This window comes from Hyphomicrobium sp. (genome assembly GCF_003987855.1).
Classification (GTDB): domain Bacteria; phylum Pseudomonadota; class Alphaproteobacteria; order Rhizobiales; family Hyphomicrobiaceae; genus Hyphomicrobium_B.
Genome location: NZ_RXIZ01000007.1, coordinates 194,477 through 209,072, shown reverse-complemented (window position 1 = coordinate 209,072; position 14,596 = coordinate 194,477). Strand labels below are relative to the sequence as shown.

The window sequence follows — 14,596 nt, the reverse complement described above, 5'->3', positions numbered from 1 at the left end:
CTTATTGGCGTAATCTGCGGCCCTATGGCTCACCGCTGGAATTTCGTAAATGCGAATGCCGAGTAGCGCGATGGCGCGGGCAGGTTGGTCGTGCCCGACATCGCGTCGGCGAGCGCTTCTGAAATGTGGGTCCCTTCATCGGCTTGCCTAACGGCGATAACGATGAACGGGCGCTGCCAGCTCGTATCCGTGTCCTCGCATTCGGCGCAGGGATCGACATAGCGGCCAAGATTGAGCGTCCACATCGGAATATTGTTGCCGACAGCGTCCTGCACCAACTGGGCGATGCGAACGGCGCGCAGGCCGCCTCGTTGCTCTTCGCGGGCAACCTCTCCTTCCTGGCTTGCAAGCCCGACAGCGATCAGGCCGCGCGCCGACCCGAGGCCTTCGCGAAGCTGAGGGGCGAGGATCTCGTCCTGGATCTGATCAGGTGAGAGACGGCGGTCATCCTTTGCAAGCTCTGTCGTCGAGCCGCGGACCCAGCCGTAATTCTTCGTCAGCACGACCACATCAAATAGTGCGCGCCGTCCCTGCCGGTCTACGCCATCGATGGGGAAGACGAGCGTGCGATCGTTCCAGCGTTTGGCGAAAATGCGCCTGACGCCGGTTTTGTCCTTGTCGCTGGAGAGGTACGCGTCCCAGGCTACGCTGCCAAAAACGCCCATCGTAAAAAGAAGGATGAGCGCACCGACGATGGTATTTGGATAGGAACGCTTGCGAGGTTCCCCATAGGCTTCGTCCTGATACTCAGTCATCGACGGTCCCCACCAGTGAAGCTGAGCGATCACTCAAGCGCTATCGTCGCCGGATTTTCGCGAGCTGAGCCACTTTTTCAAGTTCTCGGCGAGTGCTGACTGACGTTTTGAGGCGCGTTCGCCCGCTGGGTGTGGCCCAGAAGCCTTTGGCGCTTTCGGCTGATCCCCCGAGGAGCGTCCCGACTTGCGAGGCGGTGTTTCCGGTTCGTCGAGCGTGACGCGGGCGATGTCGCTGAGGAACCGTGCGTCATCTCCTTTCGCGAGATATGGCGCGGCGTCGGCGACGGCGTCGAGGAGCGGAGGCAGCCATTCGCGGTCCGATTTCGCAAAATCATTCAAGACGTAATAAACGACCGCGTCCTTGGAGCCTGGATGGCCAATGCCTAGGCGCACGCGCTTGTAATCATTTTCGATATGAGCGGAGATCGAGCGCAGGCCGTTGTGACCGGCGTTGCCGCCGCCCGCCTTGACCTTCACTTTGCCCGGGGCGAGGTCGAGTTCATCGTGGAAGACGTAAATGTCGGCGAGCGGAATTTTGAGAAATCGCATGGCCTCACCCACGGCGCGGCCGCTTTCGTTCATGTAGGTTTCGGGCTTCAGCAGCGTAACGCGTTCATCGCCGATCGAGCCTTCGGAGATGAGGCCCTGGAACTTCTTTCGCCACGGACCGAAGCCAAAGCGGTCCGCGATGCGGTCCAGCGCCATGAAGCCAACGTTGTGGCGGTTGGCGCGATATTTTTCGCCTGGATTACCAAGGCCAACGAAGAGCTTCATTACGATTGTGCCTTCCGACTGGCCTCCGGAGAGCCGGCCGGAAGGCACGGGATTGTCGATTTCGAAAGCAATGGACCGGCGTAGCTGCGCGCATTCGCCGGTCCAGCGCTATTACTTCTTGGCGGCCGGTTTCGCGGCAGGAGCTGCCGCCTTTGCAGCCGGAGCAGCCTTGCCGCCAGCGGCCGGAGCAGCCTTCGCGCCAGCAGCCGGGGCGGCGCCCTTCGCGTCCGCGGCCGGAGCAGCTTCCGCCGACGTGGCAGCAGCCTCGTCGTCACCCTTCAGAGCGCCAGCGATCGTCGCGATGGTGAAGTCGCGGTTCTTGATGACCGGCGAAACGCCTTCCGGCATCGTGACGGCCGAGATGTGGATCGAGCGTCCGATCTCCATGCCCTCGAGGCTGACCTCGAAGAAACGCGGGATCTTGTCGTAAGGGCAATAGACCTCGACGTCGTGGCGCACGATGTTGAGAACGCCACCGCGCTTCAGGCCAGGAGACTGCGTTTCGTTCGTGAAGTGCACTGGGATCGAAACGCGGATCACGCCATCCTTGCCGACGCGCTGGAAGTCGACGTGCAGAGGCGTATCACGGACGGGGTCGACCTGGACGTCGCGAGCGAGCACGATGTGCTTCTTGCCTTCGACGTCGAGTTCAATCGCGGTCGAGGTGAAATGGCCACGAAGGACCTGCTTCCACAGCTCGTTGTATTCGAGATTGATCGTCTCGGGGGTTTCTTGGTTGCCGTAGATAACGGCGGGTACATTTCCGTCGCGGCGTGCTTGGCGTGCGGCCCCCTTGCCGGCACGCGGGCGCGCCGTAGCCTTGAGCGTAATGAGCTCAGCCATGGCATCGTCTCCGAGTGTTGACGGCTCTCCTGCCAATCAGAAGAGCCAAAAGCCGCGAGTCGGCCTCCAAGGGTGCCGGGCGGCGTCTCAGGAAGATCTTCTTGAGATGGCGGGTGTATACCTGGGGTTGCCCTGATACGCAACGCCCTGGGCAGCCTTAATGCTTGAGAATAGCGGTCCGGACTGGAAAGTTTGACAGAAGATCAGCATATTCGGGGCGGACTTGCCCGGGCCCCTGGACGCGGTGCAATTATCGGTCGTGGAGATGCCCGCAGGAATGATTAAAAAGCCAACGAAGCGCCGCAGCGCCGCCGATCAGGATAAGATCATCGTCGAGGCCCTAAGGGGCGTGGGGCGGCCGGTCAGCGCCTACGAACTGATCGAGCAGGTCAGGGGGAAGGGCGTCAGCGCGCCGCCCACCGTTTACCGCGCCTTGCAGCGCTTGATTGACGATGGCCTTGCCCATCGTCTCGAAAGCCTTAACGCGTTCGTGGCTTGCGATCACCCGCATCACTCCGGGCGGGCTGTGTTCGCGATCTGCGACTCGTGCGGGACGGTGAAGGAATTCGACAGTCCGGTGGCCGTCAAAGGCCTACAGACGTGGGCCGGCAAAAACGATTTTCACATCCGCTCCATGACGATGGAGCTTCGCGGCCGATGCGGCGATTGCACAGGCAGCCAGGATTAGTGTTGCGGCAGATGCAGGGAGCGGCATCGAAAGATGCTGATCTGGGTTTCTCGCATCACCTCAGCTAACAGCCCAAACGCGAAGACATGGACGTTATCCAGACCGATCGACTCGTCCTTCGGAATTTCAGGTTGGGAGATGCCAGCGATCTGTTCGCGTATTTGCACGAACCAGGAGCGCCTTGCTTCCTGTCGCTGAAGCTAGACGATCTCAACGCGGCTGAAAAAGAAGCGGAAGAGCGCAGCAAGAGCGATGAGCATATCGCGGTTTGCTTGCGCAGCTCCGATAAGTGATCGGTGATCTTTTCTGCAGCCCGGAGCCACCCGACACATATTCGGTCGGGTGGAATTTCAATGCGCGCTTCTCGGGCGCGGGGTTTGCCACGGAGGCGGCTCAAGCCCTCTTCGACTACCTGTTCGCAAAGAAGAACGCTCGGCGGCTGTACGCTTACGTGGAAGAGAATAATGTTGCATCGCAGCGTTTGTGCGACCGATTGGGCATGAGAAGGGAAGGGGTCTTCAAGGAGTTCATATCCTTCGTTGAGGATAGCAATGGTGTTCCGATATTCGAGAACACGATGCAGTACGCGATTCTACGCAAGGAATGGGGTCGTGCGGCGCGTACAGGTACTCAGTAGAAAAGGCTGGAAACGCTCTCTTCGCGGCTGGTGCGCAGAATGGCTTCGCCGATCAGGGTGGCGATAGAGATGACGCGAATGTTGCGCGCTGCCTTCACGGCCTCTGTCGGCAAGATTGAATCGGTGATGACGAGAGAGGTCAGCCTCGAGTTTTGAATGCGGCTCACTGCGCCTCCCGATAAGACGGCATGAGAGATGTAAGCCGAGACTTCGGTCGCGCCGTTTTTGAGGAGTGCTTCAGCGGCATTCACCAGCGTGCCACCCGAGTCGATGATGTCGTCGATCAGGATGCAGCGCTTGCCATCGACTTCGCCGATGACGTTCATGACTTCGCTCTCGCCTGGCCGTTCGCGACGCTTGTCGCAGATGGCGATGGGAGCACTGATGCGTTTGGCGAGGGCGCGAGCCCGGACAACGCCGCCGACGTCAGGCGATACGACGACGATGTCATCGGTATTGCCGTATTGCTCTTCGATGTCGCGGGTCATGACGGGCGCAGCGAAGAGGTTGTCAGTCGGAATGTCGAAAAAGCCCTGGATCTGTCCGGCGTGGAGATCGAGCGTCAACACGCGGTCGGCCCCTGCGCGTTCGATGAGGTTGGCGACAAGCTTCGCCGAAATGGGCGTGCGCGGACCGGGTTTACGATCCTGGCGAGCGTAGCCAAAGTAGGGAAGGACGGCCGTGATCCGCCGAGCCGACGAGCGCTTCAGCGCATCGATGAGGATCAGCAATTCCATCATGTTGTCGTTGGCTGGAAACGATGTCGATTGGATAACGAAGACGTCCTGGCCGCGAACGTTCTCCTGGATTTCGACGAAGATCTCCATGTCGGCGAAGCGCTTCACCTGAGCCTTTGCCATGGGAAGCTTGAGGTAGGAGCAGATGGACTCTGCGAGGGGTCGATTGCTGTTGCCCGCGATAATCTTCACGCCTTGTTTCCCTCGGCCGTCCGCGTTCCGCGAGTCACCCTTGGCATCAAAAGGCATATGCGCTCCAGAACCTTATCATTCGCGGGCTTGTAGCAATTGGGCCCGGACGATTCAACCGTCCGGGCCCAAAGGTCTATCGGTCTGCTGTGGGAGCGCCCGAGGCGGGATTGATTAATCGACCGCTTTAGCCGGTAAGAGCTTGATAATGCCTTGCGCCGCGGCTGCTGCCGCCGCGTCGGCGGTCTTGCCCCATGCACCATCCAGAGAGCCCGTCGGAACCTCGTTCTTCTGCGACACGGTGCCGAGCTTTTTGCCGGTCGGATCGAGGACGTTCCAGTCAATCTGGATCGGTTGCTTACCGTCACTGCTTGCCCCGAGCGCGACCTTGCCCTCAACCCGATAGGCTTGGGAATCAGGTCCGGTCGCGAGCTTCAGGCCGCTTTTCGTCAGCTCACGCTGGATCGCGGTGGTCAGGGTGCTACTGCCGTCGCCCGGCGCGCCGGTGACCATTGGCACTACCGCGGTCACGGGCCCGGATGGCGTGATGCTACCCGTCGTCGGTGCGGGCGTGCTCGCGGCTGACGCGTACTTGGCTGACGACGCAGGCGTACTTGCGGAGTCGCTCGCAACGTTCGTCGACTGGGTCTTGATGTTGGACGCGACAGGCACAGCACCGCCGCCCGCGACCCAGCTGGCAATCTGCTTTGAGGTCTTATCGGAAATCTTCTGAACGACGGCTGGCGTCACTGCCGACCAGGGGTCTTTGCCAGAGCTCGCAATGACCTCCTCGCCGGTCACGCGGTGGACCCGTTTGCCGCTCTGATCGGTCACATCCCAGATATAGGAGATCTTGGATTTCGTTTTTTCGCGCGCGGCGACGATGTAGCCGCGGACCACGTATTCGCCCGTCGCGTTGTTTGCCGTGACGACCGTCAAGCCCTCTCGACCGATGGCGGAAGCAAGCTGAGACTGCAGGTCGTGAGCGACGTTTTCAGGCGAGCCGATGACTGGCGCGATCTGAATCTTTGCGCTCTGTGTCGCCGGAGCCGGCGTCGTCGGGATTGCCAGAGACGTTTGCGCCGGCGAATTGCCGCCGCCGAGCAGGTTCGATGAGGACTCGCAGCCGCCCATCCCCACGGCAATAAGCGAAGCCATGATGAGCGGTCCTAGAACGCCGAGCCGACGTGGTTCAAGCGTCCATCGACGTGTCCGGCGCGTGCGCGCCTGAGCAGAGCAAAAGGTCGTCACTCGACGTCCCCCCTTATCCAACCGCGACTTCCCGGCGGCCGGAAACGCTACCCCCGCGGCCTGAACTCCTATCTCTACTACCGGAACTGACCCATATCCCTCTAGATCAGGCCGGAACGCCACGTCCAGACGTGGGCTCGGCGAAACTGTTATCGACCGGTGTAAACGTAGGCACAGCCTCGGTATTCCCTGTGGATTATGCCGTTAAGCCACCACGATGGCGGAGATTTGACGGCCATAATCGGGTTCCCCGCGATGAGTTTTACGCCGGTAGCTGAAAAAAAGCGATTCGTTCTCGAAGGTGCAGAGCGCCAGATCTTCGATACTGCCGACCCGGGCGCCTTCGAGCCGTTTGATGACGAACCCCGGTAGATCGAAATGTGCTCGATCTTTTGGTTTCCGCCGGGCGAAAAACGAGGCGAAGAGGGGATCGCGCTCAATGAAGGTCGCCTCGAACTCGGGACCGACTTCGTAGGCTGCCTGACTAATGCAGGGCCCGACGGCCGCCGCGATGCGCTCGCGTTTGGCTCCCAACCGCTCCATCTCCCGGACAGCGCTTCCGATGATGTCGTTAAAAGCGCCGCGCCAGCCGGCGTGGGCCGCGGCGACCACGCCGGCTTCCGCATCAGCCATCAGGACCGGCGCACAATCGGCTGTGAGAACGCCGATCACCAATCCCGGGGTTGCGGAGATGACCGCGTCGGCATGGGGCAATGCTTCGCGGGAGGGAGGGGTGGAAACGGCAAGCGCGGTGGTTCCGTGCTCCTGGTACAGGGTGACGACACCGCCGCCGAACCGATCATTGCCACCAAGGTGCGCGCCAATCCTGCGGCGGTTTTCAAGAACAAGGCTCTGATCGTCACCTGAACCCAGCCCACAGTTCAGGCTCTCGTAGAGACCGCTGGAAACGCCCCCGTGGCGGGTAAAGAAGCCGTGGCGGATGCCAGACAATGCAGCCAAGTTTTGCGCTTCGACGGGTTTGGGGGTCATAGCTCGCCAGCTTTCGTCAGGTGGGCCCGGGCGCAGCACTTGATACGCGAGAGGCGCCGAAGCCCGGGAGAGAGGGCAATCCGGGCGAGCGCGCCGCAAGCACCTTGAAGCGCGATCCCATGCCATTGGCCGCGAGCAGGCGCGCCGCTCCAGTTTCGATTTCGGTGGCGCGCGCCGGATTTGCGGCCATGAGGCGGGAAGCGCGCTCGACGATGCCGAGGGATCCCAGGAATTCAGCTTGCGTCACCGGGCCATCGAGCGCCAATCCGGAGCGGTGCAGCGTCGACGCAAGATCATAGAAATTCACATGGACGGTGAGGTCAGCTTCACCCGGCGAGGTCAGCGGGGACTCGTACTTGTGCTCGCGGACGGCTTGAAGGGTATCGCCGGCAGCGGGGGTGGTGTGACCGTAATCGATCATCAGAACGGCGATGGGGCCACGGTCTGCCAGCGCCTTCAAGGCATCGGCAAGCTGGTCCAGTCTTTGGCTCTCGACTACCGTCCCGGGCGGCGCATTGGGACGTAGCGCCTCAAACGCTTCGCGCGGGCAATCGCCGTTGATGGGTGCGAATTGCAGATTGTCTTCGCCGTCGACGACGACGCCTCTGATGTGCCATCCGACCGGCGTCTTGATCCATTGCGCCACGGGCCAAGAATCCAGAAATTCGTTGGCAAAGATGATCGCCGGCGGATTGAACTCATCGAGTTCGCGACCCCAGCTCAATAGACTGCGAAAATCTGCAAGGGTTGCAGTCTGCAATTCCACGAGCGCGTTGCTCGCCTCGACGAGATGGACTCGGGCGACATCCGAGAATCCGGGAATGATGCGGGATGCACGCAGTACGTCGCGCATCATCGTGCCTCGTCCCGGACCGTATTCGACGATGGTGATTGGATTGGGGGCGCCGAGAACGCCTTGCCAAACCACGCCAGCCCAGACGCCTAGAAGTTCGCCAAAGACCTGGGAGATGTCGGCTGCGGTGATGAAATCGCCAGATGCGCCGAAGATGCGCTGGCGGCGATAGTAGCCGTAGTCCGCATCCCACAGACAGGCAGACATAAAGCTGTCGATCGTCATCGGCCCGTCGCGGCGAATGCGGTCCTTGATCCGCCGAGCGAGCGGAGTATCGCGACGCAGTCCGTTTTCGATCACACCGTTGCCTTTCCAGGCTCGGCCGTCCTGCGGGCGGTCCACAGCAGATAAAGTCCCAGGAGTATCATCGGCAGGCAATAGACCTGGCCCGCCGTGAACGGTCCAATGTTCAGGAAGTGGTCGGGTTCGGGCTCGCGGAAGAACTCAGCGATTATTCGAGCGATTGCGTACCAGATCATCCAGATCGCCGTCGTGACGCCGGGACGCTTCAGCGTCATGAGATGATGGGTGGCAAAGCGGGTGATGGCAAACATCACGATGCCCTCGAGCGCAGCTTCGTAGAGCTGGCTCGGATGCCGCGGGTTCTCGCCGCCGTTGGGGAAGACCATACCTACCCACGCGTCGGTGACGCGTCCCCAGTGCTCAGAATTTATAAAGTTCGCGATGCGGCCGAAGAAAAGCCCGAAAGGCGATGACGCGCAAACAAGGTCAGCTACCGATCGAGCCGAAACCTTATAAATGTTGGCAAAGAGAATGATCAGAATAGCGCAGGCGATGACCCCCCCGTGGAAACTCATTCCGCCTTTCCAGACTTTGAAGATCTCGGAGGGATTGGCGAAGTAGAATTCGGGATCATAGAGCAGCACCTGGCCGAGGCGGCCGCCGATGATGACCGCGCCCGTCATGTAGAGAAGAAGGTCGTCGATGCGCTCCAGGGTCAACGGCGGCTTGTCTCCGGCCCACAGGCGCGGGGTCGAGACGAGCTTGCGTATGTAGTACCAGCCGAGCAGAAGCCCGGCCATGTAGGACAGGCCGTACCATTTGACCGCCACGGGCCCGAGTTGAACCGCCACGGGATCGATTTGGGGATAGGTGAGAAGGGCGAGGGGCGTCATCGGCACTCCGGGCGAGATTTCACGACCGGCCGGATCGCCGTACCAGGCAAGGCCGGTCGGGCTGCGTTGTTTGGGAACCCCCTCGCAATGTCAAGCAGACATGCGACCCCAACGGCGGAGGGGTTTACGGCGTCCACCGCCCTGATCTTGCCGCTCTGGTCGCCAGCCCCCATAGTTGGTCAGAACTCCAATCTGAGATGTGATATGACCCAAACAACGAACAGACTCTTCGACGACTTTGCCAAGCTCATGACGGATGCGGCCGGAGCAGCCGACGGATTCAAGAAGGAAACCGAAGCGCTTTTTCGTGGCCAGGCTGAGAAGTTCCTCCGCGACATGAACGTCGTCACGCGGGAGGACTTCGAGGCCGTTCGTGAAATGGCTCAGAAAGCACGGTTGGAAAACGAGGCGCTTTCCCTGCGCGTCGCACAGCTCGAAGCGCAGATCGCAACGCTTCTTCCTCAGGGTGGAACCCACGTCTGAGAGACATCCACAGATAACGCCGCTTTTCACCAGCATTAAGAGGCGGAAGTGGCGCAACTGCCTCTTCCGCCTGTGCTTTGCCACTTTGATCGTGGACAAGGCCTGAGGGCTGATCTCGTCAGCTTGCGACTCGCAGGGGGGTCTGGTTTGGTCCGGCCCAGTACAAAGCGGCGCAAGTATTCGAACTGTCTCGCGCTTCGTTTTGATCACCCGTGCGCGGCAGACTGGAGAGCGATAACAAATGGCAGTTGCGGAACAGGGTTCTGACCGCGTTCTCAATCCAATCGATCTCATCGAGCAACTCGCGCACGGTCATGACTGGCCTTGCGATCGCGCGAGCGATGAAGAAATGACTCTCATCGTGGCGGGCACCTGGGCCGACTATCACGTGTCAATCAACTGGCGTGACGATCTCGAAGCGCTGCACTTGGCGTGCGCCTTCGACTTCCGGGTTCCGGAAAATCGTCTCACCGAAATGTATCGATTGATTGCGCAGATCAACGAGCAGCTTTGGCTCGGCCATTTCGATCTTTGGACGCAGGAAGGCCTCGTGATGTTCCGCCACGCGCTCCTTCTTAACGGCGCGGTCGCGACCGTGCGGCAGTGTGAGGCGATGTTGAAGGCCGCGCTCGAAGGCTGCGAGCGCTATTACCAGGCCTTCCAGTTCGTCGTTTGGGCAGGTAAGGAAAGCCGCGAAGCCCTGGTTTCGACGATGTTCGAGACCCAGGGGCAAGCTTAGGGCCGGGCTCGTTTCAGCGCCCGGCATCTTCCCAAGGTGTCGGGCTATGTCTCTGAATTTGAATGGTTCCGTCGTGCTCGCTGGAGCGGGCAAAATGGGCGGGGCGATGCTGGCAGGCTGGCTCGACCGCGGCCTTCTCCCGTCACAGGTGCTCATTCAGGAGCCGCACCTCACCGGCTCAGCGCTTGAACTCGCACAGCGCCGAGGGATCGTTGCTCGTGCGACCTTCGGCTCTGAAACGCCGCCGCCCGCTGTTATCGTGGTTGCGGTTAAGCCCCAGGTGATCGACGAGGTTTTTCCGGCACTCGCTAAGCTCGCGGGACCGGAAACCGTTGTCGTATCGATCGCCGCCGGAAAGACTATCGCGAGCTTTGAACGCTACCTGCCGGCGGGCGCAGCCGTCGTGCGTGCGATGCCCAATACACCAGCGGCCATCGGCCGAGGCATCACCGGAGCCGTCGCCAATTCGCACACGTCGGCGGCGCAGAGAGCCAATTGCGAAGCGTTGCTCGGGGCTGTCGGCGAAGTGGTCTGGGTGCCCAGCGAAGATCTGATCGACGCGGTGACTGCCGTTTCCGGGTCAGGACCTGCTTACGTGTTTTTGCTCGCTGAGGCGCTAGCCGAAGCCGGTGTTGCCGTCGGCCTCGATCCGGCCACAGCTAAGCGGCTCGCGATTGCGACCGTTTCTGGGGCGGGCGAGCTTATGCATCAATCGGGAATAGAACCCACGACTCTTCGACAGAACGTCACTTCGCCCGGCGGAACCACTGCGGCAGCGCTCAATGTCTTGATGCGCGACGGGGATGGCCTTCGTGAGTTGATGTTGGAGGCTGTGCAAGCGGCGCAAAAGCGAGGCCGCGAGCTCGGACGTTGATCGGGGCTGGGATCCGATCTCGGCCGAGGCTCGCGGTCATGATCGCGTTCGAAGGGTTTGCGACCCAAACGCGAAACTTCGGTCCCGGTGACTGCAGGCTTGGAGGACACCTTCGCCATCGTCGGACGGGAGATCGCCCCGGCACCGATGCGGGCAGGATGTAACTTCATAACATAACAGTCAATTCACAACGCCGTGTGATCTGCCAGAGCTCTGATAACGAAAGGGATTTTTGGCGGCGGCCTTGCGCTCCCAGCTTCGTCACCGCGTATGGGTATCTGAGATCACTTGGGCAGAGAAATAATCGCGCGCAGGCCGCCCATCGAACTTTCACCCAGAGCGATCTCGCCGCCGTGGCTCTTGGCAATGTCGCGGGCGATGACAAGCCCAAGACCGCTATTCCCTTCGTCCTGATTGCGCGCGTGATCGAGCCGGTAGAACGGACGGAAGACATTCTCTCGCTCATTTTCCGGAATGCCGGGGCCGTCGTCGTCAACCTCGATCCGGACCCAGCGGCCTTCCGGCGCGACGCGTATGATGATGCGGTCGCCAAACCGTGCCGCGTTGGTGACCAGGTTCATGATGGCGCGCTTCAGCGCGGCGCGTTTCAAAGGAAGAACGATGTCGCCTTTGCTCTTGCGGATCTTCAGTTCGATCGAGCATCCGTAGATCGATGCATCGTCGACGATCTCTTCGAGAAGTTCTTTCAGATTTGTGGGTCTGGCTTCCTCGCCGCCATCGCCCTTCGCAAATGCAAGGTAGTCCTCAAGCATGTGCTGCATCTCGTCGACGTCACTCGAGAGGGCGCGCGTCTCGGGCGTATCTTCGAGAAGAGCGAGTTCAAGCTTGAAGCGCGTCAAGACGGTGCGAAGATCGTGGCTGACGCCGGCTAGCATTGTCGTGCGCTGCTCGACATGCTGCTTGATGCGGTCGCGCATCTGCAGGAACGCGAGCGCAGCTTGGCGCACTTCGCGAGCGCCGCGAGGCCTAAAATCTTCAGGGATGCCGCGACCTTTGCCGAAGGCATCAGCTGCGTCGGCGAGGCGCAAGATCGGTCGGATTTGATTTCGCAAGAACAGGATGGCGACCGTCAAAAGAATGACGGACGAGCCGACCATCCAAAGAAGGAAGATGTGTGAGTTGGAAGCATAGGTCTGACTGCGGGTCGCCACGAAGCGCAGGATGGCGTCATCTAGCTTCACACGAATTTCGACGTTTCCATCGCCGACGGTATTGATCCAGAACGGCAGCTGGACATGCTTGCGCAACTCATTCGAGAGCGCTCGATCGAGTAAGCGAAAAAACGGCTTCGGGCCCGGCGGCGGCAGGTCGCCATTGGGCAGCACTTCCATTTGCAGGTTCAAGCGTTCGCGAGCGAGATCGATGATCTTTTGCGGCCCTTCCGACTTCGCCATGTCGCCGTAAATTTCGATGACAGCGGCGATATCGCGCGCGGTCGCTTCCGACAGCCTCCGCGTAACGGCCTGCCAGTGACGTTCCATGAATGCAAAGGCGATGACGCCCTCGAGGACGACGATGGGGGTGATGATGATGAGAAGTGCACGCGCATAAAGGCCTTTCGGCAGCATTTCGCCGCCCAGGCTCAGGATCCGCAGCACGATAGGGTGCTCGCGAAAGCGTCGGTACCGAGAGCTCAGGCTGCCGGCTTCCGGTGTCGTTTCGGGCAGAACCGCCATGAAATAGTTGTCCGAGTCACGTCGCGGGATAGCGCCGCTGTTTTCTCAATCCGTGTAGAGGATGTAGCCTTTGCCCCGCACAGTCTGGAGATAGACGGGGTTCGACGGATCGGCTTCGATTTTACGACGCAGGCGGTTGATCTGGACGTCGATGGCGCGCTCGCTTCCGGTGCTATCATCGCTCGACAATTCATGGCGCGGAACGGCGACACCAATACGCTGAGAGAAAAGCCGCAGAAGATCGCGTTCGCGTTCGGTCAGCTTGATCGCCTCCTCATCGCGTTTGAGTTCGCCGCGCGTGATGTTGAAGACGCAGCCGCCCATACGGATTTCATCGCGGGGAGCCGACTGGGTTTGGCCGCGGCGCAGGATGTTGCGAATCCGTAATAGCAGTTCGCGGGGCTCGAATGGCTTGGAGACATAGTCGTCAACGCCAGCTTCGAGGCCGGAAATCCGATCCTCGGCCTCCGCCAGCGCCGTCAACATGCAGATGGGGACCGGTCGCGTAAGTTTCAGGTCACGTGCGAGAGAGAGGCCGCTTTCTCCCGGCATCATCACGTCGAGCAGGACGAGATCAAACGCCAAGCCGCGCATATATGCGCGCGCCGCGCCGGCGTCGGAAGCCTCCGTGACGCGGAAGCCGTTGCTCGACAAGAAGCGGCCGAGCAAGCCTCTGATCTTCTGGTCGTCATCAACCACGAGGATGTGCGGGGCATTGTCGGCCAAAGGCTCGCTTCTATCCTGCGCCATCGCGGTTCTCATAGGTTGCAATCTTCGGATTCCTCGATCGGCGAGCCGCCCCGCTGGCTTCTCAGAAGGGCTTCGACACGGGGCTTGTCCTTCTCGGCCACCATCGCAAAAAGGAAGTTCCGTGTCATGGCGTCCGCTCCAGATCCCAGGCCAGCGAGCGCCCCCTCGATCCGTTTCGCCTGGATTTGTGTCAGTTTATCGGTCAGGCGTGCGCCTTTCGCCGAGAGATAAAGCCGCCGTTCCCGCCGGTCTTCATGACCGGCCTTCTGGATAATGAAGCCCTCGTCGACGAGTTGCTTCAGAACACGCGCAAGCGACTGCTTCGTTATGCGAAGAATATCCAGCAATTCCGCGACTTTCAGGCCCGGATTGCGATTGACGAAGTGCAGTACCCGGTGGTGTGCGCGACCAAAACCATATTGTTCGAGGATGCTGTCGGCCTCACACGTGAAGCCCCGGTAAGCAAAATAAAAAAGTTCGATGCAGGCGAGCAGGTCGCTCGTTGAGCGACGATCATCGTCCGCGGCGTGCGGGGGGCGTCCCGATGCCGCTAGTTTTTCCGAAGGGCTTTCTGACGTTATGTCAGCCATGTTGACTTATTGGCCTCGATTGTATTCTGTTGCAAGCCAAATTGCTGGCTGTCGCGCCGGTCCCTCGCCATGCACTCGGCTCACTGAAACGCTGGTTTTCAATGACGTTTCAAGGTGCCCAGCGTATCCTTATCGGATCGCGCGACATACACCGGCGCTTCTGTTTCGCCAATAAGAAAGACCAGGAAGGATAACACTGGGATGGCCGACCTTATCCCCTTTCACGACCGCGACGGGCTCATTTGGATGGATGGGGCACTCATCCCTTGGCGCGATGCGAAGGTCCATATCCTCACCCATGCATTGCATTACGCCAGCTCGGTCTTCGAGGGGGAGCGCGCTTACGATGGCGAGATCTTCAAGCTTACCGAACACTCCGAGCGTCTCGTCGAAAGCGCACGCATTCTCGACTTCGAAATCCCGTACACTGTCGCTGAAATCGATCAGGCGTGCCGTGAGGTCGTCGCGGCCAATAAACTGACCGATTGCTATGTCCGGCCTGTTGCCTGGCGCGGCAGCGAGCAGATGGGCGTTTCCGCCCAGAATGCGAAAATTCACCTTGCTGTGGCGGCCTGGGATTGGGGCTCTTATTTCCCGATGGAGCAGCGCC

At 60.4% G+C, this 14,596-nt stretch carries 17 protein-coding genes; 6 read left to right on the top strand and 11 right to left on the bottom strand.

Translation table 11 applies throughout. The features are described from left to right. Positions 1-29 precede the first annotated feature (29 nt). The 3 genes from EKK30_RS06335 to EKK30_RS06325 all read right to left on the bottom strand — a co-directional run bounded on the left by EKK30_RS06335 (position 30) and on the right by EKK30_RS06325 (position 2,372). Complete coding sequence (locus EKK30_RS06335) at positions 30-755, bottom strand: hypothetical protein (protein WP_290981952.1); 726 nt, start codon at positions 753-755, stop codon at positions 30-32. Between the two features lie 33 nt (positions 756-788). Beyond that, positions 789-1,529, bottom strand: coding sequence for an aminoacyl-tRNA hydrolase (gene pth, locus EKK30_RS06330; protein WP_290981949.1), 741 nt, complete (start codon positions 1,527-1,529; stop codon positions 789-791). Between the two features lie 111 nt (positions 1,530-1,640). Then, positions 1,641-2,372: a 50S ribosomal protein L25/general stress protein Ctc gene (locus tag EKK30_RS06325; protein WP_290981946.1), complete on the bottom strand. Its 732-nt coding sequence runs from the start codon at positions 2,370-2,372 to the stop codon at positions 1,641-1,643. Positions 2,373-2,649: 277 nt separating this feature from the next. On the opposite strand from EKK30_RS06325, the gene EKK30_RS06320 reads away from it, so the two are divergent. Together EKK30_RS06320 and EKK30_RS06315 are read left to right on the top strand one after the other, a co-directional pair. Beyond that, a complete protein-coding gene (locus EKK30_RS06320; RefSeq protein ID WP_290981943.1) occupies positions 2,650-3,060 on the top strand; it encodes a Fur family transcriptional regulator in 411 nt (136 codons plus the stop codon). Positions 3,061-3,349: 289 nt separating this feature from the next. Further along, the gene (locus EKK30_RS06315; RefSeq protein WP_290981940.1) at positions 3,350-3,697 is read left to right on the top strand and encodes a GNAT family protein; all 348 of its coding nucleotides are present in this window, start codon (positions 3,350-3,352) and stop codon (positions 3,695-3,697) included. Here the strand turns inward: EKK30_RS06315 and EKK30_RS06310 are convergent. From EKK30_RS06310 to lgt, 5 genes are all read right to left on the bottom strand, one after another. Continuing rightward, positions 3,691-4,626: a ribose-phosphate pyrophosphokinase gene (locus EKK30_RS06310; RefSeq protein ID WP_290981937.1), complete on the bottom strand. Its 936-nt coding sequence runs from the start codon at positions 4,624-4,626 to the stop codon at positions 3,691-3,693. The two genes, EKK30_RS06315 and EKK30_RS06310, sit on opposite strands and share 7 nt — an antisense overlap. Positions 4,627-4,797: 171 nt before the next feature. Beyond that, on the bottom strand, positions 4,798-5,781 hold the full coding sequence (locus tag EKK30_RS06305; RefSeq protein ID WP_290981934.1) for a hypothetical protein: 984 nt from the start codon (positions 5,779-5,781) through the stop codon (positions 4,798-4,800). A gap of 297 nt (positions 5,782-6,078) precedes the next feature. Continuing rightward, positions 6,079-6,864, bottom strand: coding sequence for a peptidoglycan editing factor PgeF (gene pgeF / locus EKK30_RS06300; RefSeq protein WP_290982515.1), 786 nt, complete (start codon positions 6,862-6,864; stop codon positions 6,079-6,081). Between the two features lie 16 nt (positions 6,865-6,880). Continuing rightward, entirely contained in the window at positions 6,881-8,017 is a 1,137-nt protein-coding gene (locus tag EKK30_RS06295; protein ID WP_290981931.1) for an SAM-dependent methyltransferase, read from the bottom strand. Beyond that, a complete protein-coding gene (gene lgt, locus EKK30_RS06290) occupies positions 8,014-8,853 on the bottom strand; it encodes a prolipoprotein diacylglyceryl transferase (protein ID WP_290981928.1) in 840 nt (279 codons plus the stop codon). Before lgt ends, EKK30_RS06295 begins: the two co-directional genes overlap by 4 nt. A gap of 204 nt (positions 8,854-9,057) precedes the next feature. Between lgt and EKK30_RS06285 the strand changes: the two genes are divergently transcribed. The 3 genes from EKK30_RS06285 (at position 9,058) to proC (ending at position 10,949) form a co-directional block, all read left to right on the top strand. Next, positions 9,058-9,336: an accessory factor UbiK family protein gene (locus tag EKK30_RS06285; RefSeq protein WP_290981925.1), complete on the top strand. Its 279-nt coding sequence runs from the start codon at positions 9,058-9,060 to the stop codon at positions 9,334-9,336. 241 nt (positions 9,337-9,577) lie between these two features. After that, positions 9,578-10,075 carry a YbjN domain-containing protein gene (locus EKK30_RS06280; RefSeq protein ID WP_290981923.1) on the top strand — a complete coding sequence of 166 codons (498 nt, stop codon included), beginning with the start codon at positions 9,578-9,580 and terminating at the stop codon, positions 10,073-10,075. 46 nt (positions 10,076-10,121) lie between these two features. Continuing rightward, a complete protein-coding gene (proC, locus tag EKK30_RS06275; protein ID WP_290981920.1) occupies positions 10,122-10,949 on the top strand; it encodes a pyrroline-5-carboxylate reductase in 828 nt (275 codons plus the stop codon). Positions 10,950-11,233: 284 nt separating this feature from the next. Here proC and EKK30_RS06270 read toward each other — a convergent pair whose 3' ends face one another. From EKK30_RS06270 to EKK30_RS06260, 3 genes are read right to left on the bottom strand one after another with little or no spacing between them, the layout of a single operon-like run. Next, the gene (locus tag EKK30_RS06270) at positions 11,234-12,646 is read right to left on the bottom strand and encodes an ATP-binding protein (RefSeq protein ID WP_290981916.1); all 1,413 of its coding nucleotides are present in this window, start codon (positions 12,644-12,646) and stop codon (positions 11,234-11,236) included. A 45-nt stretch (positions 12,647-12,691) separates the two neighbouring features. Then, the gene (locus tag EKK30_RS06265) at positions 12,692-13,396 is read right to left on the bottom strand and encodes a response regulator transcription factor (RefSeq protein WP_290981875.1); all 705 of its coding nucleotides are present in this window, start codon (positions 13,394-13,396) and stop codon (positions 12,692-12,694) included. Between the two features lie 8 nt (positions 13,397-13,404). Then, positions 13,405-13,986: a MarR family transcriptional regulator gene (locus EKK30_RS06260; RefSeq protein ID WP_290981872.1), complete on the bottom strand. Its 582-nt coding sequence runs from the start codon at positions 13,984-13,986 to the stop codon at positions 13,405-13,407. A 201-nt stretch (positions 13,987-14,187) separates the two neighbouring features. Here EKK30_RS06260 and EKK30_RS06255 point away from each other — a divergent pair. After that, on the top strand, positions 14,188-14,596 hold a 409-nt coding region (locus EKK30_RS06255; protein WP_290981868.1), incomplete at its 3' end, for an aminotransferase class IV.